The 25048-nt window shown below is 66.6% G+C and carries 21 protein-coding genes; 12 read left to right on the top strand and 9 right to left on the bottom strand.

What is annotated here, in order from left to right; all coding sequences use genetic code 11:
• Nucleotides 1–39: 39 nt before the first annotated feature.
• On the top strand, nucleotides 40–465 hold the full coding sequence (locus ACSFA2_RS22170) for a hypothetical protein (RefSeq protein WP_435457484.1): 426 nt from the start codon (nucleotides 40–42) through the stop codon (nucleotides 463–465).
• Nucleotides 466–523: 58 nt separating this feature from the next.
• Complete coding sequence (def, locus tag ACSFA2_RS22165) at nucleotides 524–1063, top strand: peptide deformylase (protein ID WP_435457483.1); 540 nt, start codon at nucleotides 524–526, stop codon at nucleotides 1061–1063.
• Between the two features lie 32 nt (nucleotides 1064–1095).
• On the opposite strand, the gene ACSFA2_RS22160 is transcribed toward def, so the two are convergent.
• The 3 genes from ACSFA2_RS22160 to map all read right to left on the bottom strand — a co-directional run bounded on the left by ACSFA2_RS22160 (nucleotide 1096) and on the right by map (nucleotide 5045).
• Nucleotides 1096–1500 carry a DoxX family protein gene (locus ACSFA2_RS22160; protein WP_435457482.1) on the bottom strand — a complete coding sequence of 135 codons (405 nt, stop codon included), beginning with the start codon at nucleotides 1498–1500 and terminating at the stop codon, nucleotides 1096–1098.
• A 97-nt stretch (nucleotides 1501–1597) separates the two neighbouring features.
• The gene (locus ACSFA2_RS22155) at nucleotides 1598–4204 is read right to left on the bottom strand and encodes a [protein-PII] uridylyltransferase (RefSeq protein ID WP_435457481.1); all 2607 of its coding nucleotides are present in this window, start codon (nucleotides 4202–4204) and stop codon (nucleotides 1598–1600) included.
• Between the two features lie 16 nt (nucleotides 4205–4220).
• A complete protein-coding gene (gene map / locus ACSFA2_RS22150) occupies nucleotides 4221–5045 on the bottom strand; it encodes a type I methionyl aminopeptidase (RefSeq protein WP_435457480.1) in 825 nt (274 codons plus the stop codon).
• A gap of 202 nt (nucleotides 5046–5247) precedes the next feature.
• Between map and purL the strand changes: the two genes are divergently transcribed.
• Nucleotides 5248–9273: a phosphoribosylformylglycinamidine synthase gene (gene purL, locus ACSFA2_RS22145; RefSeq protein WP_435457479.1), complete on the top strand. Its 4026-nt coding sequence runs from the start codon at nucleotides 5248–5250 to the stop codon at nucleotides 9271–9273.
• A 104-nt stretch (nucleotides 9274–9377) separates the two neighbouring features.
• On the top strand, nucleotides 9378–10280 hold the full coding sequence (gene ygiD, locus ACSFA2_RS22140; RefSeq protein WP_475545398.1) for a 4,5-DOPA-extradiol-dioxygenase: 903 nt from the start codon (nucleotides 9378–9380) through the stop codon (nucleotides 10278–10280).
• Nucleotides 10281–10301: 21 nt separating this feature from the next.
• Here the strand turns inward: ygiD and ACSFA2_RS22135 are convergent, their stop codons facing one another.
• From ACSFA2_RS22135 to ACSFA2_RS22110, 6 genes are all read right to left on the bottom strand, one after another.
• Entirely contained in the window at nucleotides 10302–10772 is a 471-nt protein-coding gene (locus tag ACSFA2_RS22135; RefSeq protein ID WP_435457478.1) for a hypothetical protein, read from the bottom strand.
• A gap of 79 nt (nucleotides 10773–10851) precedes the next feature.
• Nucleotides 10852–11637, bottom strand: coding sequence for a foldase protein PrsA (locus tag ACSFA2_RS22130; RefSeq protein WP_435457477.1), 786 nt, complete (start codon nucleotides 11635–11637; stop codon nucleotides 10852–10854).
• A gap of 127 nt (nucleotides 11638–11764) precedes the next feature.
• Nucleotides 11765–12028, bottom strand: a complete 264-nt coding sequence (locus tag ACSFA2_RS22125) for a BolA family protein (RefSeq protein WP_435457476.1) — start codon at nucleotides 12026–12028, stop codon at nucleotides 11765–11767.
• Nucleotides 12025–12567 carry a septation protein A gene (locus ACSFA2_RS22120; RefSeq protein ID WP_435457475.1) on the bottom strand — a complete coding sequence of 181 codons (543 nt, stop codon included), beginning with the start codon at nucleotides 12565–12567 and terminating at the stop codon, nucleotides 12025–12027. Before ACSFA2_RS22120 ends, ACSFA2_RS22125 begins: the two co-directional genes overlap by 4 nt.
• Before the next feature lie 40 nt (nucleotides 12568–12607).
• Nucleotides 12608–13036 carry a peptide-methionine (R)-S-oxide reductase MsrB gene (gene msrB, locus ACSFA2_RS22115; RefSeq protein WP_435457474.1) on the bottom strand — a complete coding sequence of 143 codons (429 nt, stop codon included), beginning with the start codon at nucleotides 13034–13036 and terminating at the stop codon, nucleotides 12608–12610.
• Complete coding sequence (locus ACSFA2_RS22110; RefSeq protein ID WP_435457473.1) at nucleotides 13033–14517, bottom strand: protein adenylyltransferase SelO; 1485 nt, start codon at nucleotides 14515–14517, stop codon at nucleotides 13033–13035. The genes msrB and ACSFA2_RS22110 overlap by 4 nt, the downstream gene beginning before the upstream one ends.
• A gap of 161 nt (nucleotides 14518–14678) precedes the next feature.
• Here ACSFA2_RS22110 and ACSFA2_RS22105 point away from each other — a divergent pair, with 161 nt between their 5' ends.
• The 8 genes from ACSFA2_RS22105 (at nucleotide 14679) to ACSFA2_RS22070 (ending at nucleotide 25047) form a co-directional block, all read left to right on the top strand.
• On the top strand, nucleotides 14679–16322 hold the full coding sequence (locus tag ACSFA2_RS22105) for a 3-(methylthio)propionyl-CoA ligase (RefSeq protein ID WP_435457472.1): 1644 nt from the start codon (nucleotides 14679–14681) through the stop codon (nucleotides 16320–16322).
• Nucleotides 16323–16481: 159 nt separating this feature from the next.
• Nucleotides 16482–17711: a branched-chain amino acid ABC transporter substrate-binding protein gene (locus tag ACSFA2_RS22100; RefSeq protein ID WP_435457557.1), complete on the top strand. Its 1230-nt coding sequence runs from the start codon at nucleotides 16482–16484 to the stop codon at nucleotides 17709–17711.
• 87 nt (nucleotides 17712–17798) lie between these two features.
• Nucleotides 17799–18752, top strand: coding sequence for a branched-chain amino acid ABC transporter permease (locus tag ACSFA2_RS22095; RefSeq protein ID WP_435457556.1), 954 nt, complete (start codon nucleotides 17799–17801; stop codon nucleotides 18750–18752).
• Nucleotide 18753: 1 nt separating this feature from the next.
• Nucleotides 18754–20076: a branched-chain amino acid ABC transporter permease gene (locus ACSFA2_RS22090; protein ID WP_435457471.1), complete on the top strand. Its 1323-nt coding sequence runs from the start codon at nucleotides 18754–18756 to the stop codon at nucleotides 20074–20076.
• On the top strand, nucleotides 20073–20840 hold the full coding sequence (locus ACSFA2_RS22085) for an ABC transporter ATP-binding protein (protein WP_435457470.1): 768 nt from the start codon (nucleotides 20073–20075) through the stop codon (nucleotides 20838–20840). Before ACSFA2_RS22090 ends, ACSFA2_RS22085 begins: the two co-directional genes overlap by 4 nt.
• Nucleotide 20841: 1 nt before the next feature.
• Complete coding sequence (locus tag ACSFA2_RS22080) at nucleotides 20842–21543, top strand: ABC transporter ATP-binding protein (protein WP_435457469.1); 702 nt, start codon at nucleotides 20842–20844, stop codon at nucleotides 21541–21543.
• A 189-nt stretch (nucleotides 21544–21732) separates the two neighbouring features.
• Nucleotides 21733–23838, top strand: a complete 2106-nt coding sequence (locus ACSFA2_RS22075) for a 3-hydroxyacyl-CoA dehydrogenase NAD-binding domain-containing protein (protein ID WP_435457468.1) — start codon at nucleotides 21733–21735, stop codon at nucleotides 23836–23838.
• Between the two features lie 33 nt (nucleotides 23839–23871).
• Complete coding sequence (locus ACSFA2_RS22070) at nucleotides 23872–25047, top strand: acetyl-CoA C-acyltransferase (RefSeq protein ID WP_435457467.1); 1176 nt, start codon at nucleotides 23872–23874, stop codon at nucleotides 25045–25047.
• Nucleotide 25048: the final 1 nt, after the last annotated feature.

The following is a 25048-nucleotide window of genomic DNA, read 5'->3' as shown; positions in this document are numbered from 1 at the left end:
GGCGTTGAATGGCTGGACATCAAGGTAAAGGAGATCGTCATGATGAATATTCGTTTGCTGGGGGGCATCGCGTTGATGGGTGCCGCGGTGCTACTGAGTGGCTGCGTGGCCTATCCGGCTGGCGCGTCCTACGGAGAGGCCGCCAGTTATGGCAATTACGGCTATGGCGGCTATGGCGATCCGTACTATGCGACGCCCGCGCCGGTCATGGTGGCGCCGTCCGTGTACTACGGGGTTGACCGCGGCCGCTACTACGACGGTCCACGCTATCGTGACGACAACCGCCGAGGTCCGCGTCGTGACTACGAAGGGCCACCGCGTGGCCCGCAGCAGGGCGTGCGTCCGGGGCCATCTGTTCGCCCAGCCCGGCCCTCACGCGGCGACCAGCAGCAGTTCCTCGGTCCCTCACGGACTCCCCCCGGGGAACCGCTCTCCAACGAGCAGCCCGGCGCGATCAGAAATTGAGGAGGGTGGCTGCCTACCATGTGCCGGTGTGGCCGGCACCTCGCGGCCATACTGCGGCATGACCATTCGCGATATCTTGAAGATGGGCGACCCGCGGCTTCTGCGGATTGCGCAGCCCGTCGTCGCCTTCGACACCGATGCGTTGCATCTCGTGGTGCGCGACATGTTCGAGACGATGCATGCCGTCAACGGCGCAGGCCTCGCAGCGCCGCAGATTGGCGTCGATCTGCAACTGGTGATCTTCGGTACAGGGGCCGTGAACCCGCGATATCCGGACGCACCTGTCGTCCCGCAGACCGTTTTGCTGAATCCTGTCGTCACGCCGGTTGGCGCTGAAGAGGAAGAGGGTTGGGAAGGCTGCCTGTCGGTGCCCGGCCTGCGCGGCGTGGTGCCGCGCTTCTCGACGATCCGGTACACCGGCTTTGACCTCTACGGCGACCCGATCGAGCGCACGGTGAACGGCTTTCACGCCCGGGTCGTACAGCATGAAGTGGACCATTTGCTCGGCAAGCTCTATCCGATGCGGGTGCGAGACTTTTCTCGCTTCGGCTTCACCGAGGTGTTGTTTCCCGGTCTCGACGCTGCCGAGGACGACTGATGCAGAGGCGGCGCGAGCCGCCTCTCGTCGCATCAGTTGTACTTGCCGCTGCTGCCGCCCACGCTGAAGCGACCCGCGCCCAGCAGCGCCACCGCGATCGCGCCGAAGAGGAACATGCCCTGCAGTTCCAGTGCCCAGCCGCCGGTCTTTCCGATGACGAACAGGTCCTTCATGTGCACCAGCCAGAGGGCCACCACCATATTGATCGCGATGATCCAGGCGGCGGGACGGGTGTACAGGCCGATGATCAGCAAAACCGGCGCGACGATCTCGCCGATGTAGACCAGGTACGCCAGCGCACTGGGCAGACCGTGCGAGGCCAGCATGCCACCGACGCCACTCACGCCGGAACTGATCTTGGCCACGCCATGCAGCAGGATCAGGACCCCAAGGGCCAAGCGGAGAACGAGTTTGCCGGTGTCGTCGGAACGGGTCATGAGGGAAGTCCTTTCAAGCGAAAAACCGGATTGTGGTCCATGTTCGAGACATTTCACACACAGACGGTCGCGCGCCGCGCCGATGCACGTCGGCCGTTCAAGCCGACAGGACTTCGATCAGCTCCGTTTCGATCGCCAACTGCGCGCGCTGCCCCTGCAATTCCGGGCCGCTCAGCAGGAAGGTGTCCTCCACCCGTTCGCCGAGCGTCGTGACCTTGGCGAGCTGCAGATGCAGCCGGTGCCGCGCCAGGACGCGGGCCACCGAATACAGCAGGCCGGCGCGGTCGCTGGCCGAGATGCTCAGCAGCCAGCGCTGCGCCTTCTCGTCGGGCACGAGGTTGATGCGCGGCTGGATCGGGAAGCTGCGAACCCGGCGCGACACGCGGCCCTTGCTGGGGGGAGGCAGGGCCCCGGCCTCGGCCAGCGTCTTCGTGAGGCCGGTCTCGACCATGCTGATCAGGTCGCGGTAGTGCTCGGGCGTGAACGCGGTGACGACCTGGAAGGTGTCCAGCGCATAGCCGTTGGTGGCGGTGTGCACCTTCGCGTCCAGGATGCTGAACGAGGCCTGGTCGAAGTAGCCGCAGATGCGCGCGAACAACTCCTGCTGGTCGGGCGTGTAGACCACCACCTGCAGGCCTTCGCCCACTGGCGAGAGGCGCGCCCGAACGATGGGCGGCGCGTGCGGGTCGACCGGGACGCCCTTGTGCGGCACATGCCGCGACAGCTGCTTGGCATGCCAGGCGATCTCCGAGGCGTCGTGCCGCATGAAGTAACCGACGTCGAGCGTTTCCCAGAGGGCCTTGTGCACCTCGAAGGGCTGGGCGTGCAGGGCGAGTTGCACCAGTGCCTCGCGCTTGCGTGCCTCGATCTCCGCATCCGGGTCGGGCATGTGGCCGCCGAGCGCCCGCGAGGTGTAGCGGTACAGGTCTTCGAGCAGCTTGCCCTTCCACGCATTCCACACGCGCGGCGAGGTGCCGCGGATGTCGGCGATGGTCAGCAGGTACAGGGCGGTCAGGTAGCGTTCGCTGCCCACGCGCTTGGCGAAGGCGGCGATCACATCGGGGTCGCTCAGGTCCTGCTTCTGCGCCACGGTGCTCATCGTCAGATGCTCGGTCACCAGGAACTCGATGAGCTTGCTGTCTTCGCGTTCCACGCCGTGCTGCTGGCAGAAGCGGTGCACGTCGCGTGCACCCAATGTCGAATGGTCGCCGCCGCGGCCCTTGGCGATGTCGTGGAACAGCGCGGCCACGTACAGCACCCACGGCTTGTCCCAGCCGGCCGCGAGCTGCGAGCAGAAGGGGTATTCGTGCGCGTGCTCGGCGATGAAGAAGCGCCGCACGTTGCGCAGCACCATCAGGATGTGCTGGTCGACCGTGTAGACGTGGAACAGGTCGTGCTGCATCTGACCGACGATGCTGCGGAAGGGACGCAGGTAGCGCCCGAGCACCGAGGTCTGGTTCATCAGCCGGAAGGCGTGCGTGATGCCGCGCGGCTCCAGCAGCATCCGCATGAAGGTGATGTGGTTCACCCGGTCGTTGCGGAACTTGCTGTCCATCACCGAGCGCGCGTTGTACAGCGCCCGCAGCGTGCGGGCCGAGAGGCCCTTCACCCCGATCGTCTTCTGGTAGAGCAGGAAGGTCTCGAGGACGGCGTGCGGGTCTTTCAGATAGAGATCGTCGCTCGCCACCTCGATCATCCCGGCCTTCTCGAAGAAGCGGTCGTTGATGCGGGTGGGCGCCTCGGCCTGCGGCTGCAGTCGCTCGGCGATGTTGAGCAGCAGGATCTGGGTGAGCTGCGTGACCGCCTTGGCGGCCCAGTAGTAGCGGCGCATGAGCGCCTCGCTGGCCTTGCGCTGCGACAAGGCCTCGTAGCCGAAGGTGGCGGCCACGGCCGTCTGCAGGTCGAACACCAACCGGTCTTCGCGCCGGTTGGCCGTGACATGCAGGCGGGCGCGGATCAGGCTCAGCAGCGCTTCGTTGCGCTTGATCTGCTGCACTTCGAAGGCGGTGGCCAGGCCGTTCTTGGCCAGGTCTTCCCAGCGCCGGCCGAAGCCGGCGGCCTTGGTCATCCAGAGCACCGTCTGCAGGTCGCGCAGGCCGCCGGGCGATTCCTTGCAATTGGGTTCGAGCGCGTAGGGCGTGTCGTCGAACTTGTGATGCCGGTGCCGCATCTCCTGCGACTTGGCGGCAAAGAAGGCCTGGGGGTCGATGGCGGTGCAGAAGCGCTTGCGGAAGGCCGTGTACAGCTTCTTGTCGCCGGTGATCAGGCGCGACTCGAGCAGCGAGGTCTGCACGGTCACGTCCTTGTCCGCTTCGTCGAGGCATTCGCCCAGCGTTCGCACGCTCGAGCCGATCTCCAGCCCCACGTCCCAGCAGCGGCCGATGAAGGCCTCGAGCCGCGCCGGCTCGATGTTCGACGCATGCACCTCCGGCAGCAGCAGCAGCACGTCGACGTCGGAATAGGGAAAGAGTTCGCCGCGCCCGAAACCGCCAACCGCGACCAGCGCAAGGTCGTTGCCGAAGCCGGCGTCGTTCCAGAGCGCGGTCAGCGCCTCGTCCGCGAAGGCGGCAAGCTGCCGCAGCACGTGGTGCACGCTGCGCGTGGGCGCGTTGCCGTGCCGCAGCGTGTCGAACAGCGCCATCTTCTGTGCGCGGTAGGCCTCGCGCAACGACGGCACGTCGACCGTGGTGGCGACTTCGATCACGCCAGTGCTCCGGCGCTCAGGTGACCGTCGACGTGACGAAGGACGGCAGCGGCGGGCTGCCGGCCGAGAGGGTCAGCACCTCGTAGCCGGTCTCGGTCACCAGCACGCTGTGTTCCCACTGCGCCGACAGCGAATGGTCGCGCGTGACGATGGTCCAGCCGTCGTACTGGCCGCCCTTGGCGTCTTCCTTGATGTCGCGCTTGCCCGCATTGATCATCGGCTCGATCGTGAAGATCATGCCCGGCTCGAGCCGCTCCATGGTGCCCGGCCGGCCGTAATGCAGCACCTGCGGTTCTTCATGGAACTTGCGGCCCACGCCGTGGCCGCAGAACTCGCGCACCACCGAAAAGCCGTTGCCTTCGGCGAACTTCTGGATGGCGTGGCCCACGTCGCCCAGGTGGCCGCCGGGGCGCACCTGCAGGATGCCGTGCCACATCGCCTCGTAGGTCACCTGGCACAGCCGCTTCGCGGCAATCGACGCATCGCCGACGATGAACATCCGGCTGTTGTCGCCGAACCAGCCGTCCTTGATGACGGTGACATCGATGTTCATGATGTCGCCCTTCTTCAGGGGCTTGTCGTTCGGGATGCCGTGGCACACCACGTGGTTGACCGAGGTGCAGAGCGACTTGGGGAAGGGCGTGCTGCTCGCGCCGAGGTAGCCCACCGTGGCCGAGGTGGTGCCTTGCTTGGCCATGTACTCGGCGGCGAGGCGGTCGATTTCGTTCGTGGTGACGCCGGGCTTCACGAAGGGGGTCAGGTAGTCCAGCACCTCCGAGGTCAGGCGGCCGACCGTGCGCATGGCGGCAATGCCGGCTGCGTCGTTCAGGGTAATACTCATCCCGCGATTATCCCATTCGGCATCCGCGCCGACCGGCGCTGCGGCGCATGACCTCTGCGCTTTCACGGGGCGCCGGCCCGGGCGGCCGGGCCGGCCGGGGTCGCCTAAAATTCCGGGTTTTCACGGACGGCCCCAGTCAGCGGCCGTCCAGCGTGTTTCTTCATTCACCCTCAGCCAGCCGGCCCCCGCCGGCCATTCGACCGTGACGCAGCCATTCCACACCGCCCAACCCGTCGTGACCGTGTTCGAGGGCGGCAGTGCGCTCAGCGACTTCCGGGCCCGCCAGCTCCTGCCGAAGCTGCAGGCGGTCGAGCCGAAGATCGGGGCCATCTCGGCGCGCTTCGTGCATCTGGTCGTGACCGATGCAGCGCCCGACACCGCGGCCCGCGAGCGCTTCGCCGCGCTCCTGACCTACGGCGAGCCCTTTGCGGCGCCGAAGGCGTCGACCGAATTGGTCGTCACGCCGCGTCTGGGCACCGTGTCGCCCTGGGCCTCGAAGGCGACCGACATCGCCCACAACTGCGGCTTGGTACTGCGCCGCGTCGAGCGCGTCACGCAATTTCACCTGAGCCTGAAGGCGCCGCTGATCGGCAAGGCGCCGGTGCTCGACGGCGACCAGCGGCTGGCCGTGGCGGCCTTGCTGCACGACCGCATGACCGAATCGGTGCTGCCGGGCATCGACGGCGCTGCGGCGCTGTTCGCCGAACTCGAGGCCCAGCCGATGGCGCAGGTCGATGTGCTGGCCGGTGGGCGCGCGGCGCTGGTGTCGGCCAACAGCACCTTCGGCCTGGCCTTGGCCGAGGACGAGATCGACTACCTGGTCGACGCCTTCACCAAGCTCGGCCGCAACCCCAGCGACGTCGAGCTGATGATGTTCGCGCAGGCCAACAGCGAGCACTGTCGCCACAAGATCTTCAACGCCGACTTCGTGATCGACGGCGAGCAGCGGCCGATCAGCCTGTTCGGCATGATCCGCAACACCGAGAAGCTGAACCCGCAGCACACCATCGTGGCCTACGCCGACAACGCGTCGATCATGGAAGGCACGCAGATCGAGCGCTTCGTGGCGGCCGATGGCGCGGGCAGCGGCAGCTACAGGAAGCAGAGCGCGCTGAGCCACGTGCTGATGAAGGTCGAGACGCATAACCACCCGACCGCGATCTCGCCGTTCCCCGGCGCCTCGACCGGTGCCGGCGGCGAGATCCGCGACGAGGGCGCGACCGGCCGCGGCTCCAAGCCCAAGGCTGGCCTGACCGGCTTCACGGTATCGAAGCTTTGGCCTGAACAAGGGCATTTCGGCAAGCCCGCGCACATCGCCAGCCCGCTGCAGATCATGACCGAGGGGCCGCTGGGCGGCGCGGCCTTCAACAACGAGTTCGGCCGGCCGAACCTGCTGGGCTACTTCCGCGAGTACGAACAGGCGATCGCGAGCGACACCGATACGGTGCAGCGGGGCTACCACAAGCCCATCATGATCGCGGGTGGCCTGGGCAGCATCGACGCCACGCAGACGAAGAAGATCCTGTTCCCCGCCGGCTCGCTGCTGATCCAGCTGGGCGGCCCCGGCATGCGCATCGGCATGGGCGGCAGCGCCGCCAGCTCGATGGCGACCGGCGCCAACGCGGCCGAACTGGACTTCGACTCGGTGCAGCGCGGCAACCCCGAAATCGAGCGGCGCGCGCAGGAGGTCATCAACCACTGCTGGCAGCAGGGCGCGGCGAACCCGATCCTGGCCATCCACGACGTGGGCGCGGGCGGTCTGTCGAACGCCTTCCCCGAACTGACCAACGACGCCGGCCGCGGCGCGCGCTTCGACCTGCGCGGCGTGCCGCTCGAAGAGTCGGGCATGGCGCCCAAGGAAATCTGGTGCAACGAAAGCCAGGAGCGCTACGTGCTGGCCATCGCGCCGGAGTCTTTGGATCAGTTCAAGGCCTTCTGCGAGCGTGAGCGCTGCCCGTTCGCGGTGGTCGGCGTGGCGACCGAAGAGCGCCAGTTGCTCGTCGTCGACGAGGGTGCCGACGCGCAACCGGTCGACATGCCGATGGACGTGCTGCTCGGCAAGCCGCCGAAGATGCTGCGCGACGTGAAGACCGTCTCGCGCCAGTTCAAGCCGCTCGACCTCACCGGCGTCGACCTGCAGAAGGCGGCCATCGACGTGCTGTCGCACCCGACGGTTGCGTCGAAACGCTTCCTCATCACCATCGGCGACCGCACCGTCGGCGGCATGAGTCACCGCGACCAGATGGTCGGCCCGTGGCAGGTGCCGGTGGCCGACTGCGCCGTGACGCTGGCTGACTACAGCGGCTTCGCGGGCGAGGCGATGAGCATGGGCGAGCGCACGCCGCTGGCCGCGCTCGACGCGCCGGCTTCGGGCCGCATGGCGGTGGCCGAGGCCATCACCAACCTGCTGGCCGCGCCGATCGAGCTGTCGCGCGTCAAGCTGTCGGCCAACTGGATGGCGGCCTGCGGCGAACCTGGCGAAGACGCCGCGCTGTACGAGACGGTGAAGGCGGTCGGCTTGGAGCTGTGCCCGGCGCTGGGCATCTCGATCCCGGTCGGCAAGGATTCGCTCTCCATGCGCACGCAATGGTCGGACGGCACCGAAAAGAAGAAGGTGACCTCGCCGGTGAGCCTGATCGTCACCGCCTTCGCCACGCTGGCCGACGTGCGCGGCACGCTCACGCCGCAGCTCGACCGCGACGAAGCCGACACCACGCTGGTGCTCATCGACCTGGGCCGCGGCCAGCACCGCATGGCCGGCAGCATCCTGGCCCAGACGCTGGGGCAGAGCGGCGACCGTGTGCCCGACCTGGATCATCCGGAGGACCTGGTGAACCTGGTCAAGGCCGTGAACGCGCTGCGCGCCGACGGCAAGATCCTCGCGATGCACGACCGCAGCGACGGCGGCCTGTTCGCGACCGCCTGCGAGATGGCCTTCGCCGGCCACGTCGGCGTGGCGCTCAACGTCGACATGCTGGTCACCGAAGGCGACGGCATTTCCGACAGCCGGATGGAAACCGGCGACGCCAAGAATTGGGCGCAGCAGGTCAGCGCGCGCCGCGAAGAACTCACGCTCAAGGCGCTGTTCAGCGAAGAGTTGGGGCTGCTGCTGCAGGTGCGCACGGAGGACCGCAACGAGGTCATGCAACTGCTGCGTACCCATGGCTTGAGCGCGCACAGCCACTTCGTCGGCAAGACGCGGCCTGACAGTTCGACCATGGAGGTCGGCAAGGGCAAGCTGGAAGTCTGGCGCGACGCCAAGTCGGTGTTCAGCGCCAGCCTGCACGACTTGCACCAGGTGTGGGACTCGGTCAGCTGGAAGATCGCCCGCGAGCGCGACAACCCGGCCTGCGCCGACGCCGAACATGCCGCAGCCGGTGTGCCGCAGGACCCGGGCGCGCACGTGTCGCTCGCCGCGGGCGCTGTCGATGCTTCGATCACCGCGCCCTTCCTGAACCTGGCGGCGCGACCCAAGGTCGCGATCCTGCGCGAGCAGGGCGTCAACTCGCACGTCGAGATGGCCTTCGCCTTCACCGAAGCCGGCTTCGAAGCGCACGATGTCCACATGACCGACCTGCAGACCGGCCGCGCCGACTTGGCCGACTTCCAGGGCGTGGTCGCCTGCGGCGGCTTCAGCTACGGCGACACGCTGGGAGCAGGCATCGGCTGGGCGCGCAGCATCACCTTCAACCCCAAGCTTTCAGAACAGTTCCAGGCCTTCTTCGGCCGCGGTGACACCTTCGGCCTGGGCGTCTGCAACGGCTGCCAGATGTTCGCCGAACTCGCCGACATCATCCCGGGCGCCGAAGCCTGGCCGCGCTTCACCACCAACCAGAGCGAGCGCTTCGAGGCACGCCTGGCGATGGTCGAGGTGCTCGAATCCCCGAGCCTCTTCTTCGGCGGCCTGGCCGGCAGCCGCCTGCCGATCGCGGTGGCGCATGGCGAGGGCTTTGCCAATTTCAAGCACCGGGGCGATCCGACGAAGGCCATCGCCGCGATGCGTTACGTCGACAACCACGGCCAGCCGACCGAGCAGTACCCGTTCAACCCGAACGGCAGCGCCGGCGGGCTGACGGCGGTGACCACGGCCGACGGCCGCTTCACCGCCGTGATGCCGCACCCGGAGCGCGTGTTCCGCAACATTCAGATGAGCTGGACTTCGGGTGACCCGAGCGACTTCAGCCCCTGGATGCAAATCTGGCGCAACGCGCGCAAGTGGGTGGGCTGACAGCCCGAGTTTTCTCTCGTTTCGTGTGCGTTGGCGCACCTCTTTTGGCAACCGGATCGGGCGCCTGCGCCGCGAGGAGTTCCGGCGTGTTCGATGATCGGGTCATGCTGAATCGCCGTGACTTCGTGGGCACCCTGGGCGCCGTCCTTCCGCTGGCCGATGGGCTGGCGGCCGAGCCTTTCCGGGTGCTGAAGAAGTCACCGCGCATGCCGGTGCTCTTTCTCGGCCATGGCAGCCCGATGAACGCGATCGGCGACAACGCCTATCGGCGCAGCTGGCAGGCGTTGGGTGCCGAGTTCGGCACGAAGTACCCGACACCGCAATTGATCTTGTGCGTATCGGCCCACTGGCTCACGCGCGGCGGCTGGTTCCTCACCGGCATGGCGAAGCCGAAGACGATCCACGACTTCGGCGGGTTCCCGCAGGAACTGTTCGACCAGCAGTTCCCCGCGCCCGGTGCACCGGCCGTGGCGGCGGAAATCGCGCAGGCCATGCGCCAGCCCCTGAGCGGAGCCGCGCTCGGTATCGACCAGGACGAGTGGGGCTTCGACCACGGCACCTGGTCGGTGCTCAAGCCCATGTTCCCGAAGGCGCAGATCCCGGTGGTCCAGCTTGGCATGGACTACAGCCGTTCGCCGGCCGAGCATACGATGCTGGGCCAGCAACTCAAGGCACTGCGCGAACGCGGCGTGCTGATCGTCGGCAGCGGCAACCTGGTGCACAACCTGCGCGTCAGTCGCCGCGGAACCGCACCGAACCAGGCCTACGACTGGGCACACGAGTTCGACCGTGTTGTGGCCGGCCAGTTGGGGAACGGCGACCATGCCGCATTGCCGCGCTTCCAGTCGCTGGGCGCGCTGGCGCAGCAGGCCCATCCGACCCATGAGCACTACTTGCCGCTGCTCTACGCCGCCGGTGCTGTCGATGCCGGCAAGGAAGCGCCGCGTTTCTTCAACACCGATTTCCAGTCGGCATCGATCTCCATGCGCTCGGTGGTCTGGGGCTGAAGCGCCTCCGGCCGTTTCCGATCAGCGTGCCCCGCAGTAGCGCGCGAGCAGCGGCCGCGCCATCTGCGGATCGGTCGATTGCGCCGGATCCCACTTCCACATTGACAGGGTGCCCATGATGGCGGAGCGCTCCACGCCGCCGTGCTGGGCGTAGAAGCGCGTCTGCACGTTCTGGGCGCGGCGCCCGGCGCAGTCAATGGCGACGAGGTACGCGAGGGAGCGGTAGCTGCCGAGGATGCCGGCGCTGCGCTCGTTCGCCAGATCCACCAGCACCAGTACGGCGGGGTAGGCCCGGTCGTCGTCGGTGTTCAGGTTCTCCACCTCGGTCAGGCCGCCGCGATCGACGTGGATGCCGCGCACGTCGCGTCCGAACTGGATGCCTTCCAGCGGCTCCCAACGCGCGGCCGAGGGTGGCGGCTGGGCGTGGGCGAGGAGGCCCAGCAGACCGAGTGTCAGTGCGGCGAGGCGCAGGCTGCGGTGAAACGGAGTCATGCGCTCATTCTCCATTTCCAAGGGTGGGCAAAAAAGAAAAGGCGGCATCGAGCCGCCTTTGCATAGGGGAGCGCGTCGTTTACTCGACCTTGGCCTTGGCGCGCAGTTCTTCCTGGTACTTCTGCAGACGCTGCTGCTGCAGCTGCTGCGTGACCTGCGGCTTCACTTCTTCCAGCTTCGGCAGTTGCGCCTGGCGGATGTCGTCGACGCGGATGATGTGGTAGCCGAACTGCGACTTCACCGGTGCCGGCGTGGTCTCGCCCTTGTTGAGCTTGATCATCGCTTGCGAGAACTCGGGCACGAAGCTCGCCGGGTTGGCCCAGTCGAGGTCGCCGCCGTTGGCGCCCGATCCTGGGTCCTTGCTCTGCTTCTTGGCGATGTCCTCGAACTTGCCGCCCTTCTTGAGGTCGGCCAGGATCTTCTTGGCCTGGTCTTCGGTCTCGACCAGGATGTGGCGCGCCTTGTATTCTTTGCCGCCGTTGGCCGCGACGAACTTGTCGTACTCGGCCTGCACGTCGGCGTCGGTCACCGGGTTGGTCTTGCGTTGGTTCTCGAACAGGGTGCGGATCAGGATGGCCTGGCGCGCGAGCTCGATCTGGCTCTTGTAGTCGTCGCTCGCGTCCAGCCCTTGCTTCTGCGCTTCCTGCATGAACACTTCACGCGCGATGACTTCCTCGCGCAGTTGCGGTTCCATTTCGGGGGTGACCGGGCGGCCTGCGCCGGCCAGCTGCTGGGCCAGCACGTCCATGCGGGCCTTGGGCACGGCCTTGCCGTTGACGATGGCGATGTTCTGCGCGAAGGCGCCGACGGAGGCAGTGCTCAGCACGACGGCGGCAGCCAGGGTCTTCAGAGTGTGTTGCTTCATGGGGTGGGTCCTAGGGACTCGCAGGGTGATGGCGCGAAAAGCGCAGGGATGAAAGACGAAGTCGCGTGCCGCCGTGGGATCGGGGGAGGGGGCCGTGAACTGCAGGAATCGGTGAAAGGCGGACTGCTCAGCGCGTTTCGATGGCGATGGCGTGGACGCCTTCGGCGATGAAAAAGTGCAGCGCATCATACACAAGCCGATGCCTCGCCACGCGCGACTGGCCGTCGAACAGCGGCGAGGCGACGCGCACCCGAAAGTGCGTGCCGTAGCCCTCGGCACCGGCACCCGCATGGCCCGCGTGCGCGGCGCTTTCGTCGATCACCTCGAGCGCACTGGGCTGCAGCTTCTCGCGCAGCGTGGCCTCGAGGTCGGCGGCGGTGTAGAGCGTCATGCTGCGGGCGTGTCTTCGGACTTGAGGTGCGGCGAGATGTACAGCCCCTGCGCGAGCAGGAAGACGATCGGGAAGGCGTAGCCCCACAGCTTGAAGTTCACCCACGCCTCGGTGCTGAAGTACAGCGCCACGTAGGCATTGATGGCGGACATGAACACGCAGTAGAGGATCCATGCGACGTTCAGGTGCGTCCAGATGCGCTGCGGCAACTGGAGCTGCGCACCCAGCATGACCTGCAGAAAGTTCTTGCGGAAGCCCCACAGCGCCACCGTCAGGGCGATCGCCATGGCGCCGTACAGCACCGTCGGCTTCCACTTGATGAAGCGGTCGTCGTGCAGCACCAAGGTCAGCGTGCCGAACAGCAGGATCAGCACCAGCGTGGCCTTCTGCATGGTCGGCAGCTTGCGGTCGATGGCATAGATGATCACCGACTGCAGCACGGTGGCGCCCATCAGCACGGCGGTCGCCACGTAGATGTCGGCGAGCTTGTACGCACCGAAGAACAGCAGGATGGGAAAGAAGTCGAGGATCAGTTTCATGCGGGGCGGGGTGCAGGGCGGGTGCGCGAAGGGGGAGCGGTCAGTCCTTGCTGGGTTCGAAGCTCAGCGAGGCCGAATTCATGCAATAGCGTAACCCGGTCGGCGTGGGGCCGTCCGGGAACACGTGGCCCAGGTGCGCGCCGCAGTTCGTGCAGACGTTCTCGGTGCGCGTCATGCCATGCGACCGGTCGACGATGTTGGTGATGGCGCCGGGCACCGCCTCTTCCGAAAAGCTGGGCCAGCCGCAGCCCGCATCGAACTTGGTACCCGACTCGAACAGCTTGGCGCCGCAGCATACGCAGTGGTAGCTGCCGTCGTCCCAGTGGGCTTCGTACTTGCCGGTGAAGGGGCGCTCGGTGGCGGCATGGCGCGTGACCTGGAAGGCGACCGGTTCGGCGCCTTTCTCGGCCAGCACGGCCTTCCATTCGGCATCGGTCTTCTGGATCTTGGGGGTGGAAGAGGAGGTCATGAGGAGCAGCTGATTTCGATGGTGGACGCCCAGTCGGGCGGGAAGCCGGCGTAGGCCTCGAGGCCGGCGTGTTCGTCAGATGGGGATGCGAGCAGCGTCAGCAAGGTCGCGACGCCGGAGAAGTCCTTCTGCTGGGCGGCTTCGATCGCCTGCTGGCCGAGGTGGTTCCGCAGCACGTACTTGGGGTTCGCCGCGCGCATCGCGGCGGCGGATTCGGCTGCGGGAGTGGCGCCGCGCTGCGCGGCGTGCAGCGGCAGCCAGGCGTCGATGCCGGCGCGGTCGATGAACAGGTCGCGCACCGGCGCGAAGTCGCCGCTGCCCACGGCGTCGGACAGGCGGCGCCAGAAGATCGTCCAGTCGGTGCGCTCGGCGGCCAGCAGGCGCAACACGCCGTCGATCAGGCCGCGGTCGGGCGCATCGCCGGCCGGCAGGCCGAGCTTGCGGGCCATGCGCTGGTCGAACGCGCGCGGGAACACTGTCTTGTACGACGCCAGCGCGGCGATGGCAACGTCCTGCTCGCCGATCAGCGGCAGCAGCGCCTGCGCCAGGCAATGCAGGTTCCAGTAGGCCACGTTGGGCTGCTGGTTGAAGGCATAGCGACCCTGGGTGTCGCTGTGGTTGCAGATGTGCGCCGGGTCGAAACCATCGAGAAACTGGAAGGGGCCGTAGTCGATGGTGAGCCCGAGGATGCTCATGTTGTCGGTGTTCATCACGCCGTGGCAAAAGCCCACGGCCTGCCACTGCGCGAGCAGCGCCGCCGTGCGCTCGCTCACGGCTTCCAGGAAGGCCGCGTAAGCATTGCCACCGAAACGCTCGGTGCGTCGGCAGTCCGGGTAGTAGCGGTCGATCACGTAGTCGGCCAGTTGCCGCAGCTCGTCGGGGCGGTCGTTGGCGGCGAAGTGCTCGAAATGGCCGAAGCGGATGAAGCTCGGTGCCACGCGGGTCACGACAGCGGCGGTTTCCAGTTCTTCGCGGCGCACCCGCTGGTCGGAGCCGGTCACGGCCAGCGCGCGCGTGGTCGGGATGCCGAGCCCGTGCATCGCCTCGCTGCAGAGGAATTCGCGGATGCTCGAGCGCAGCACGGCGCGCCCGTCGCCCCCGCGGGAGTAGGGCGTACGTCCGGCGCCTTTGAGCTGCACTTCAAGCTCGCGGTCGGTTTCGCCCAGCAGGATGGCCCGGCCGTCGCCGAGCTGACCGGCCCATACGCCGAACTGGTGTCCGCTGTAGACGCTCGCGAGCGGCGCCATGTCGGGCAGGAGCGCATTGCCGGTGAAGACGTCCAGCGCCTCGTCGGAGGCGAGCCAGCCGGCATCGAGCCCGAGTTGCCGCGCCACGTCGTCGCTGCGGCCGACCCAGTAGGGCGCTGGCAACGGCGTCGGCTGCAGCGCCGTGAAGAAGGCCGGTCCGAGGCCGCGGAAGCCTTCGATCCAGCGCAGGCCCGAGGCCGCGGCGGTGGTGCTGTCGTCCACGAGCAGGTTCATGGCCCGATTGTCCCGCAGCCCCCGAAACCCCGTTCCCGGAAGGCCATGGGCGTGATCTGCCGCCGGCGCGACAGCGCTACGGGCATTCCCCCATCGAGCCCATGCTGCAGTGCGCAATACTCGCCCATCTTTTTGCGCATTGAGATGAAGGAGCCATACCGATGCTGGGTTTGATGCAAGACCAACCGCTGATGATCTCGTCCCTGATCGAGTTCGCCGAGCGTCACCATGGCGATGGCGAGATCGTGTCACGGCGGGTCGAAGGCGACATCCACCGCTACACCTGGGCCGACGTGGCGCGCCGCGCGCGCCAGGTGGCGAACGCGCTGGAAGGCGAGGACCTGCTCTTCAGCGACCGCGTCGCCACGCTGGCGTGGAACGGCTACCGCCACCTCGAGCTGTACTACGGCGTGTCGGGCTCGGGCCGCGTGCTGCACACCATCAACCCGCGCCTGCACCCGGACCAGATCGCGTGGATCGCCAACCATGCCGAAGACCAGATCCTGTGCTTCGACCTGAACTTCCTGCCGCTGGTGCAGGCGGTGCACGCGCGCTGCCCCACCATCAAGCGCTGGATCGCGCTGTGCGACGCCGACAAGCTGCCGGCCGACAGCGGCATCCCCGGCCTGCTGAGCTACGAGGCCTGGATGGGCGCCCGGTCCGCCGACTACCCCTGGCCGAGTTTCGACGAGAACTCGGCGTCGAGCATGTGCTACACGAGCGGCACCACTGGCAACCCGAAGGCCGCGCTCTACAGCCACCGGTCGACGCTGCTGCACGCCTACGCGGCCGCGCTGCCCGACGTGATGGGCATCTCGGCGCGCGATTCGGTGCTGCCGGTCGTGCCGATGTTCCACGTCAACGCCTGGGGCATTCCGTACTCGGCGGCGCTGACCGGCTGCAAGCTCGTCTTCCCCGGCCCGGCGCTCGACGGCAAATCGGTGTACGAGCTGATCGAAGCCGAAGGCGTGACCTTCGCCGCCGGCGTGCCGACCGTCTGGCAGATGCTCCTGACCCACATGAAGCCCGGCGGCCTGCGCTTCTCGACGCTCAAGCGCACGGTGATCGGCGGCTCGGCCTGCCCGCCGGCCATGATCCATGCCTTCCAGCAGGACTATGGGGTGGACGTGCTCCACGCCTGGGGCATGACCGAGATGAGCCCGCTCGGCACGTTGTGCACCTTGAAAAACAAGCACCTGACGATGCCGGCCGATGCGCAGGACGCGATCCGCCAGAAGCAGGGCCGCGCCATCTTCGGCGTCGACATGAAGATCATCGACGGCAACGGCGCCGCGCTGCCGTGGGACGGCAAGGCTTCCGGCGACCTGCTGGTCAAGGGGCCGTGGATCGTCAAGGAGTACTTCAAGGGCGAGGGCGGCGACCCGCTGGTGCCCGACGCAGAGGGCCATGGCTGGTTCCCGACCGGCGACGTCGCGACCATCGACGCCGACGGCTTCCTGCAGATCACCGACCGCAGCAAGGACGTGATCAAGTCCGGTGGCGAATGGATCAGCTCGATCGACATCGAGAACATCGCGGTGGCGCACCCGGCCGTGTTGATGGCGGCCTGCATCGGCGTGGCGCACCCGAAGTGGGACGAGCGCCCGGTGGTGGCGGTGGTCAAGCGGCCGGGCGCCGAGCTCACGCGCGAAGAGCTGCTGAAGTTCTACGAGGGCAAGACGGCCAAGTGGCAGATCCCGGACGACGTGCTGTTCGTCGAGGCGATCCCGCTCGGCGCCACCGGCAAGATCCTGAAGACCAGGCTGCGCGAGCAGTTCAAGGACTATCGGCTGCCGGGCCTCTGAACTTGCTACCGCGCGGTAGGTCGCACTGCCGCGCGCGTGACACCCAAGGCGTCGTGGGCGGCGATGTTGCGGGCAATCCCTGAGAGGAGTGCCCCCAAAGACTTGTAATCTCGGTCGCGGTTCGAACACCGACGCAGGAGACACAAGATGCCCTATCGATTGAAGTTTCGAGTGAAGTTTCTCGCCGCCTCGCTCATCGCCGCGAACGCGGCGGCGGCGTGGGCTCAGAGCGGAGAAACCGTGAAGATCGCCTGGCTCGATCCGTTGTCGGGCCTCATGGCCGCGGTGGGCACGAACCAGCTCAAGACCTTCCAGTTCCTGGCGGAGGAGTTCAACAAGAAGAACGTGGCCGGCGTGAAGTTCGAGATCATCGGCATCGACAACAAGCTCAGCCCGCAGGAAACCACCAGCGCGCTGCGTTCGGCCATGGACCAGGGTGCTCGCTACGTGGTGCAGGGCAACGGCTCCGGCCCGGCGCTGGCCATCATCGACGCGCTCGAGAAGCACAACGCCCGCAACCCGGGCAAGGAAGTGCTCTACATCAACTATGCGGCGGTCGACCCCGACCTGACCAACAGCAAGTGCAGCTACTGGCACTTCCGGCTCGACGCCGACACCTCGATGAAGATGGAGGCGCTGACCACCTTCATGAAGGAGCAGCCCGACATCAAGAAGGTGTACCTGATCAACCAGAACTACTCGCACGGCCAGCAGGTCTCGAAGTTCGCCAAGGAAAACCTCAAGGTCAAGCGGCCCGACGTGCAGATCGTCGGCGACGACCTCCACCCGCTGGCCCAGGTGCGCGACTTCGCGCCCTATATCGCGAAGATCAAGCAGTCGGGTGCCGACACGGTGATCACCGGCAACTGGGGTTCTGACCTGGCGCTGCTCATCAAGGCGTCGAACGACTCGGGCCTGAACGTCAAGTTCTACACCTACTACGCGGTGACCACCGGCACGCCGACGGCCATGGGCGCCGCGTCGGACGGCAAGGTCTACCAGGTGGGCTACAGCCACTACAACGCGCCGGGGCTGATGGTGCCGCTGATGGCCGAGTACAAGAAGCGCTTCAACGACGACATGTACACCACCGACATCTACACGGTCTATGCGATGCTCAGCGAAGCCTTCGTTCGGACCAAGTCGACCGAGCCGGTGAAGGTGGCCGCGGCGATGGAAGGCATGAAGTTCAAGAGCTTCAACGGCGACGTCGAGATGCGCAAGGCCGACCACCAGCTGCAGCAGGGGCTCTACATCACACGCTGGCAGAAAACCGACGCGAAGAACCCCTACAGTCCGGAGAACACCGGCTACACGCTGGCGCCGGTCAAGTTCTACGAAGCCTACGTGGCCAGCACGCCGACCAGTTGCCAGATGAAGCGGCCCTGAAGCGCGCAGGCGCACGAGCGCGAAGGCCCGACGTCGTGACGCGGGCCTTTTTGTTTTCAACCCCGCACAGGGAACGACCGAGCGTCTATCAACGTGGAATTCTTTGCCATCTCGCTGCTCAACGGTGTCGCCTACGGCCTGCTGCTGTTCATGCTCAGCTCGGGCCTCACGCTGATCTTCAGCATGATGGGCGTGCTGAACTTCGCGCACACCAGCTTCTACATGCTGGGCGCCTACCTGGCGTACACCATCTCGGGCCTGGTGGGCTTCTGGCCGGCGCTGGTGCTGGCGCCGCTGGCGGTCTTCGTGCTGGGGGCGGCCTTCGAGCGCTACAGCCTGCGCCGGGTGCACAAGTTCGGCCACGTGCCGGAATTGCTGGTCACCTTCGGGCTGTCCTACCTGATCCTGGAGCTCGTGCAGTTGCTGTGGGGCCGCTCCACCGTCCCCTACGGCCTGCCGACGCAGCTTCAGGGGCCGCTCTTCACGCTCTACGGCACCCAGTTCCCCAAGTCGCGCTCCTTCATCATGGCGGTCGCGCTGCTGATGCTGCTGGCCGTGTGGCTGCTGCTCACACGCACGCGTATCGGGCTTGTCATTCAGGCGGCACTCAAGCACCCCGAGATGGTCGAGGCGCTGGGCCACAACGTGCCGCGCGTCTTCATGCTGGTGTTTGGCGGCGGGGCCGCCCTGGCGGGGCTGGCCGGCGTGATCGGCGGCAACACCTACATCACCGAGCCGGCCATGGCGGCATCGGTCGGCTCGATCATCTTCGTGGTCGTGGTGGTGGGCGGCATGGGCTCGCTGGCCGGCGCCTTCCTGGCGTCGCTGCTCATCGGCATCATCCAGACCTTCGCCGTGGCCATGGACTATTCGCTGGCGACGGCACTGCAGGGCCTGGGCGTGGCCGTCACCGAGCAGACCTTCGGCTACGAGCTGATGAAGCTCACCATCTCGCAGGTGGCCCCCATCCTGCCGTACCTGTTTCTGGTGCTGATCCTGATCTTCCGCCCCAAGGGGCTGCTGGGCACCCGTGAAGACTGACATGAACGTTTCTGCACCCGCTTCGGCGCCTGCGCGCTACTACCGCTTCAAGCCCTGGAACATCGGCCGCTGGCTGATCTGGTCGCTGTTCGCCATCGCGCTCGTCGTGGCACCGATGCTGTTTCGCAGCAGCCTGGCGCTGACCATGCTCTCGCAGATCGGCTACCTCATCATCATCTGCCTGAGCTACAACATGCTGCTGGGGCAGGGCGGCATGCTGAGCTTCGGGCATGCGGTCTACACCGGCCTGGGCTCCTTCATCGCCATCCACACGATGAACCTCGCTGCCAAGGGCAGCCTGCCGGTGCCGCTGGTGCTGATCCCGCTGGTCGGCGGGCTGGGGGGCATGTTCTTCGCCATCCTCTTTGGCTACGTCACGACCAAGAAGGCGGGCACCACCTTCGCGATGATCACGCTGGGCATCGGCGAGCTGGTGGCCTCGATGGCGCTGATGTTCCCGACCTTCTTCGGTGGCGAAGGCGGCATCACGACCAACCGCGTGTACGGCACGCCCTTCCTGGGGCTCAACTTCGGGTCGCAGGTCCAGGTGTACTACCTCATCGCCGTGTACTGCTTCGTCTGCACCGGGCTGATGTATGCCTTCACCGGCACGCCGCTCGGCCGCATCCTGAACGCGGTGCGCGACAACCCCGAGCGCGTGGAATTCATCGGCTACAACACGCAGCGGGTGCGCTACTTCGCCTTCATCATCGCGGGCTTCTTCGCTGGCGTCGGCGGGGGGTTGGCGTCGATCAACTTCGAGATCGTGAATGCGGCCGACAGCCTCAACGGCATCCGCTCGGGCGGCTACCTGCTCTTCACCTTCCTGGGCGGCGCGACCTTCTTCTTCGGCCCGATCATCGGCGCGGTGCTGCTGGTGTTTGCGTCGATCCTGCTGTCCGAACTGAGCAAGGCCTGGCTGCTGTACCTCGGCCTGGTCTTCCTCTTCATGGTGATGTTCGCGCCGGGCGGCGTGGCCAGTCTGGTGATGATGAACCTGCGGGTTGCCAAGTTCGGCAGGTTCAAGCCCTTCTGGTCGCTGTACGCGGGACTGCTGGCCACGGGTGCGGTCATGGTCGCGGGCGCGGCGGCCATCGTCGAGATGATCTATCACATGCAGCTCAACGCCGCGCTCGGGCCGACGCTGCAATTCTTCGGGCTGACGCTCGACACGTCCAACCCGACAAGCTGGGCGATCGCCATCGGGCTGATGGTGGTGGGCGGTGGCTCGCTCGAGATCGTGCGCCGCCGCTTCGTGCGCGCGTGGGGCCAGGCGCAGGAAGAGATCGAGCGCGAGATCAAGCGCCGGGAGGTCGTCGCATGACCTTCGCACTCGAATTGAAAGACCTGCGCAAGAACTTCGGCAAGACCGAGATCATCCGTGGCGCCAATCTGGCGGTGAACGCGGGCGAGCGCATCGCCATCATCGGGCCGAACGGGGCGGGCAAGTCGACGTTGTTCAACCTCATCAGCGGGCGTCTGGCGCCGACCAGCGGCGAGGTGCGGCTCAACGGCCAATTGGTCAATGGCCTGCGGCCGTACGAGATCAATCGGCTCGGCCTGTCGCGCAGCTTCCAGATCACCAACATCTTCCCCAAGCTCAGCGTGTTCGAGAACCTGCGCTGCGGCGTGCTGTGGAGCCTGGGCTACCGCTACACCTTCCTGCGCTTCCTGTCGAAGCTGGACGACGCCAACGAGCGCACCGAACAGCTCATCCGCCAGGTCGGGCTGGAACGCAAGCGCGACGTGCTGGCCGTGAACCTCACCTACGCCGAGCAGCGTGCGCTGGAGATCGGCGTGACCATCGCCGGCGGTGCCAACGTCATCCTGCTCGACGAGCCGACCGCCGGCATGAGCAAGACCGAGACCGCGCACTTCATCGCGCTCATCAAGGAGGTGACGGTGGGTCGCACGCTGCTGACGGTGGAGCACGACATGGGCGTGGTGTTTGGCCTGGCCGACCGGATCGCGGTGGTGGTCTATGGCGAGGTGATCGCCTTCGACACGCCGGCAGCGGTGCGCGCCAATCCACGGGTGCAGGAAGCGTATCTGGGTTCCGCGGTCGCCGACGCGCAAGGAGGCCACTGAGATGCTCAAGCTCCAAGACCTGCATGCCTACTACGGCAAAAGCCATGTGTTGCACGGCGTGTCCTTCGAGGTCGGCGCCGGCGAGATCGTCGCGCTGCTCGGGCGCAACGGCTCGGGCCGCTCGACCACCGCCAAGGCCATCATGGGGCTGGTGCATGCCGAGGGCGCGTTGCACTGGAAGGGGCAGGACATCCTGCGCCGCAAGGCCTACGAGATCGCGCATCTGGGCATCGGCTACGTGCCCGAGAACCGCGAGATCTTCCCGAAGCTCACGGTGCACCAGAACCTGCTGCTCGGCCAGAAGGGCAAGGCGGCAACGAAGAACAGTCGCTGGTCCTTCGACGACATGTACACGATGTTCCCGCGGCTCAAGGAGCGCCAGCACAACGAGGCCGGCGTGCTGTCGGGCGGCGAGCAGCAGATGCTGACGCTGTGCCGCACGCTGATGGGCGACCCCGATCTGATCATCATCGACGAGCCGACCGAAGGGCTCGCGCCGAAGATCGTCGAACTGGTGGGCCAATACCTCAAGCGGCTCAAGGACCGGGGCATTTCCGTGCTGCTGATCGAGCAGAAGCTCACCATCGCAATGGCGATTTCCGACCGCGCGCTGGTCATGGGCCACGGCAGCATCGTCTTCGACGGCACGCCCGACAGCCTGCGCGCCGACGCGGCCACGCGTAAGGAATGGCTGGAGGTCTGAAAACCCCGGATTTCCTTTGTCCCTCCAGCGACTGGGCGACGTTGTCCGGTCGCCGGAAATGCCTAAAATTCCCAAAGAAAAAAAGAACACTCGTTCTTTTCGGAGACAGGACACGGGCACCGCATGTGCCGCGCGTGTCGTGCTCCGCCGCTCTTCCTCTTCCCAACTTCTTACTCGAAGGAACGCAGCATGACGGCTGAATACAAGGTGCTCGGCGAGGTCGCCGTGATCACGCTGGCCAACCCGCCGGTCAATGGCCTCGGCTATGCGACGCGGGTGGGCATCACCGACGGCCTGGCCAAGGCGAACGCCGACGACGCGGTCCAGGCGATCATCATCACCGGCGCGGGCAAGGCCTTCTCGGGCGGCGCGGACATCAAGGAGTTCGGCACGCCCAAGGCGATCCAGGATCCGAATCTGCTCAGCGTGATCCTCGCGCTCGAGGCGTCGGCCAAGCCGATCGTCGCGGCGATCCATTCGGTGTGCATGGGCGGCGGCCTGGAATTGGCGATGGGGTGCCATTACCGCGTGGCCGCGCCCGGCACCAGCATTGCATTGCCGGAGGTCAAGCTGGGTCTCTTGCCCGGTGCCGGTGGCACGCAGCGCCTGCCACGGTTGCTCGGCGTGGAAACCGCCCTGAACATGATCGTCAGCGGCGAAGCGGTGAAAAGCGAGGTGCTCGCCGCGCTGCCTGGCCAGAAGCTGTTCGATCACCTGGCGGCCTCGGCCGAATCGCTGTTCGATGAAGCCCTGATCTACGCCAAGTCGGTCACCGGCAAGCGGGGCGACGCGCTGCCGCTGGTGCGAAAGCTGCCGTGCCAGCACCCGCAGGGCGACGCCTACTTCCAGTTCGCGCGCAACATGGTCGGCGGCATGTCGAAGAACTACCCGGCGCCTTTGAAGTGCGTGGATGCGGTCGAGGCCGCGACCAAGCTGAAGTTCGACGACGGACTGGCCGAAGAGCGACGGCTTTTCACCATGCTGATGTTCACGCCCGAGTCGATCGCGCTGCGCCACCTCTTCATGGCCGAGCGTGCCGCCAGCAAGATCCCCGACGTGGCCGACGACACGCCCAAGCGCGACATCCAGTCGGTGGCCGTGATCGGCGCCGGCACCATGGGCGGCGGCATCTCGATGAACTTCCTGAATGCCGGCATCCCGGTGAAGATTCTGGAGATGAAGCAGGAGGCGCTCGACCGCGGCATCGCCACGATCAAGAAGAACTACGAAGCGCAGGTCAAGAAGGGCAAGCTCAAGCAGGCCACCTACGAGCAGCGCATGGCCCTGCTCACGACCACGCTGAGCTACGCCGACCTGAAGGATGCCGACCTGATCATCGAGGCGGTGTTCGAGGAACTGGGCGTGAAGGAGCAGGTCTTCAAGCAGCTCGACGAAGTGGCCAAGCCCGGCGCCATCCTGGCGTCGAATACCTCGACGCTCGACGTCGACAAGATCGCCGCCTTCACGAAGCGCCCGCAGGACGTGGTCGGCATGCACTTCTTCAGCCCGGCCAACGTGATGAAGCTGTTGGAAGTGGTGCGCGGCGCCAAGACCGGCAAGGACGTGCTCGCCACCGTGATGGGCGTGGCCAAGAAGATCAAGAAGACGGCGGTGGTCTCGGGCGTGTGCGACGGCTTCATCGGCAACCGCATGATCGAGCAGTACAGCCGCCAGGCCGGCTTCCTGCTGGACGAAGGCGCGACGCCACAGCAGGTCGACAAGGCGGTCGAGAAGTTCGGCTTCGCGATGGGTCCGTTCCGCATGGGCGACCTGGCGGGCAACGACATCGGCTGGGCGATCCGCAAACGCCGCGCGACCGAGCGTGTCGACATGAAGTACAGCAAGACGGCCGACAAGCTCTGCGAGCTGGGCCGCTTCGGCCAGAAGACCGGCGCCGGCTGGTACGACTACCAGGCCGGCAAACGCGACGCGATCCCGAGCCAGGTGGTGCTCGACCTGATCGAGCAGCACCGCAAGGACGAAGGCATCGTGCCGCGCAAGATCAGCGACGAGGAGATCGTGCAACGGCTGGTCTATGCGCTGGTGAACGAAGGCGCGCGCATCCTGGAAGACGGCATCGCCAGCAAGTCCGGCGACATCGACATGGTCTACCTCACGGGCTACGGCTTTCCGATCTGGCGCGGCGGCCCGATGCACTACGCGGGGCAGGTCGGCCTGTACAACGTGGCTGAAGCCATGAAGCGCTTCGCCAAGAACCCGCGCGACGACGGCAAGTTCTGGGAGCCCGCGCCGCTGATCCAGAAGCTGGTGGCCGAAGGCAAGCAGTTCAGCTGAGCTGAACGCCCACAACACATCAAGGACAAACCAATGACTTCTGCCGTCATCGTCTCCACCGCCCGCACCCCGCTCGCCAAGAGCTGGAAGGGCGCTTTCAACATGACCCACGGCGCCACCCTCGGCGGCCACGCGGTGCAGCACGCCGTGCAGCGTGCCGGCATCGACGGCGCCGAGGTCGACGACGTGATCATGGGCTGCGCCACGCCGGAAGGCGCGACCGGGTCGAACATCGCGCGCCAGATCGCGCTGCGCGCCGGCCTGCCCGTCACCACCTCGGGGATGACCATCAACCGCTTCTGCTCGTCGGGCCTGCAGACCATCGCGACCGCCGCCCAACGCATCATCGCGGGCGAGGGCGACGTGTATGTCGCCGGCGGCGTCGAGAGCATCTCGTGCGTGCAGAACGAGGCCAACCGCCACATGATTCACGACCCGTGGCTGGTCAAGCACAAGCCCGAGATCTACTGGAACATGCTGCAGACCGCCGAGCAGGTGGCCAAGCGCTACCACATCGGCCGCGACGCGATGGACGAGTACGGCGCTGCCAGCCAGCAGCGGGCCACGGCCGCGCTCGAAGCCGGTCGCTTCAAGGAGGAGATCGCGCCGATCACCGTGCTGGCCGGCGTGGCCGACCCGGTGATGGGCCTGCGTACCAAGGAAGTCACCGTCGAGAACGACGAGGGCATTCGCGCCGGCACCACCAAGGAAGGCATCAGCGGCATCCGTCCGGCCATGCCCGGCGGGCTGATCTCGGCCGGCAACGCGAGCCAGTTCTCCGACGGCGGCGGCGCCTGCGTGCTGGTCGACGAGCGCTACGCCGAGCGCAAGGGCCTGAAGCCCCTGGGCCGTTTTCTCGGCTTCGCGGTGGCAGGCTGCGAGCCCGACGAGATGGGCATCGGCCCGGTCTTCGCGATCCCGAAGGTGCTCAAGAAGCTGGGCCTGACGGTCAACGACATCGACCTGTGGGAGCTGAACGAAGCCTTCGCCGTGCAGGTGATCTACTGCCGCGACAAGCTGGGCATTCCCGGCGACCGGCTGAACGTCGACGGCGGCGCCATCGCCGTGGGCCACCCCTACGGCGTGAGTGGTCAGCGCCTCACTGGCCATGCGCTCATCGAAGGCAAGCGCCGCGGCGCGAAGAAGGTGTTGGTCACGATGTGCATCGGCGGCGGCATGGGGGCTGCGGGCGTCTTCGAAGTCCTCTGAT

It is taken from the genome of Variovorax cryoconiti (genome assembly GCF_051216395.1).
Classification (GTDB): Bacteria; Pseudomonadota; Gammaproteobacteria; order Burkholderiales; family Burkholderiaceae_C; genus Variovorax.
Note: the sequence above shows the minus strand (reverse complement) of the source record. Positions and strands in the feature narration are given on the sequence as shown.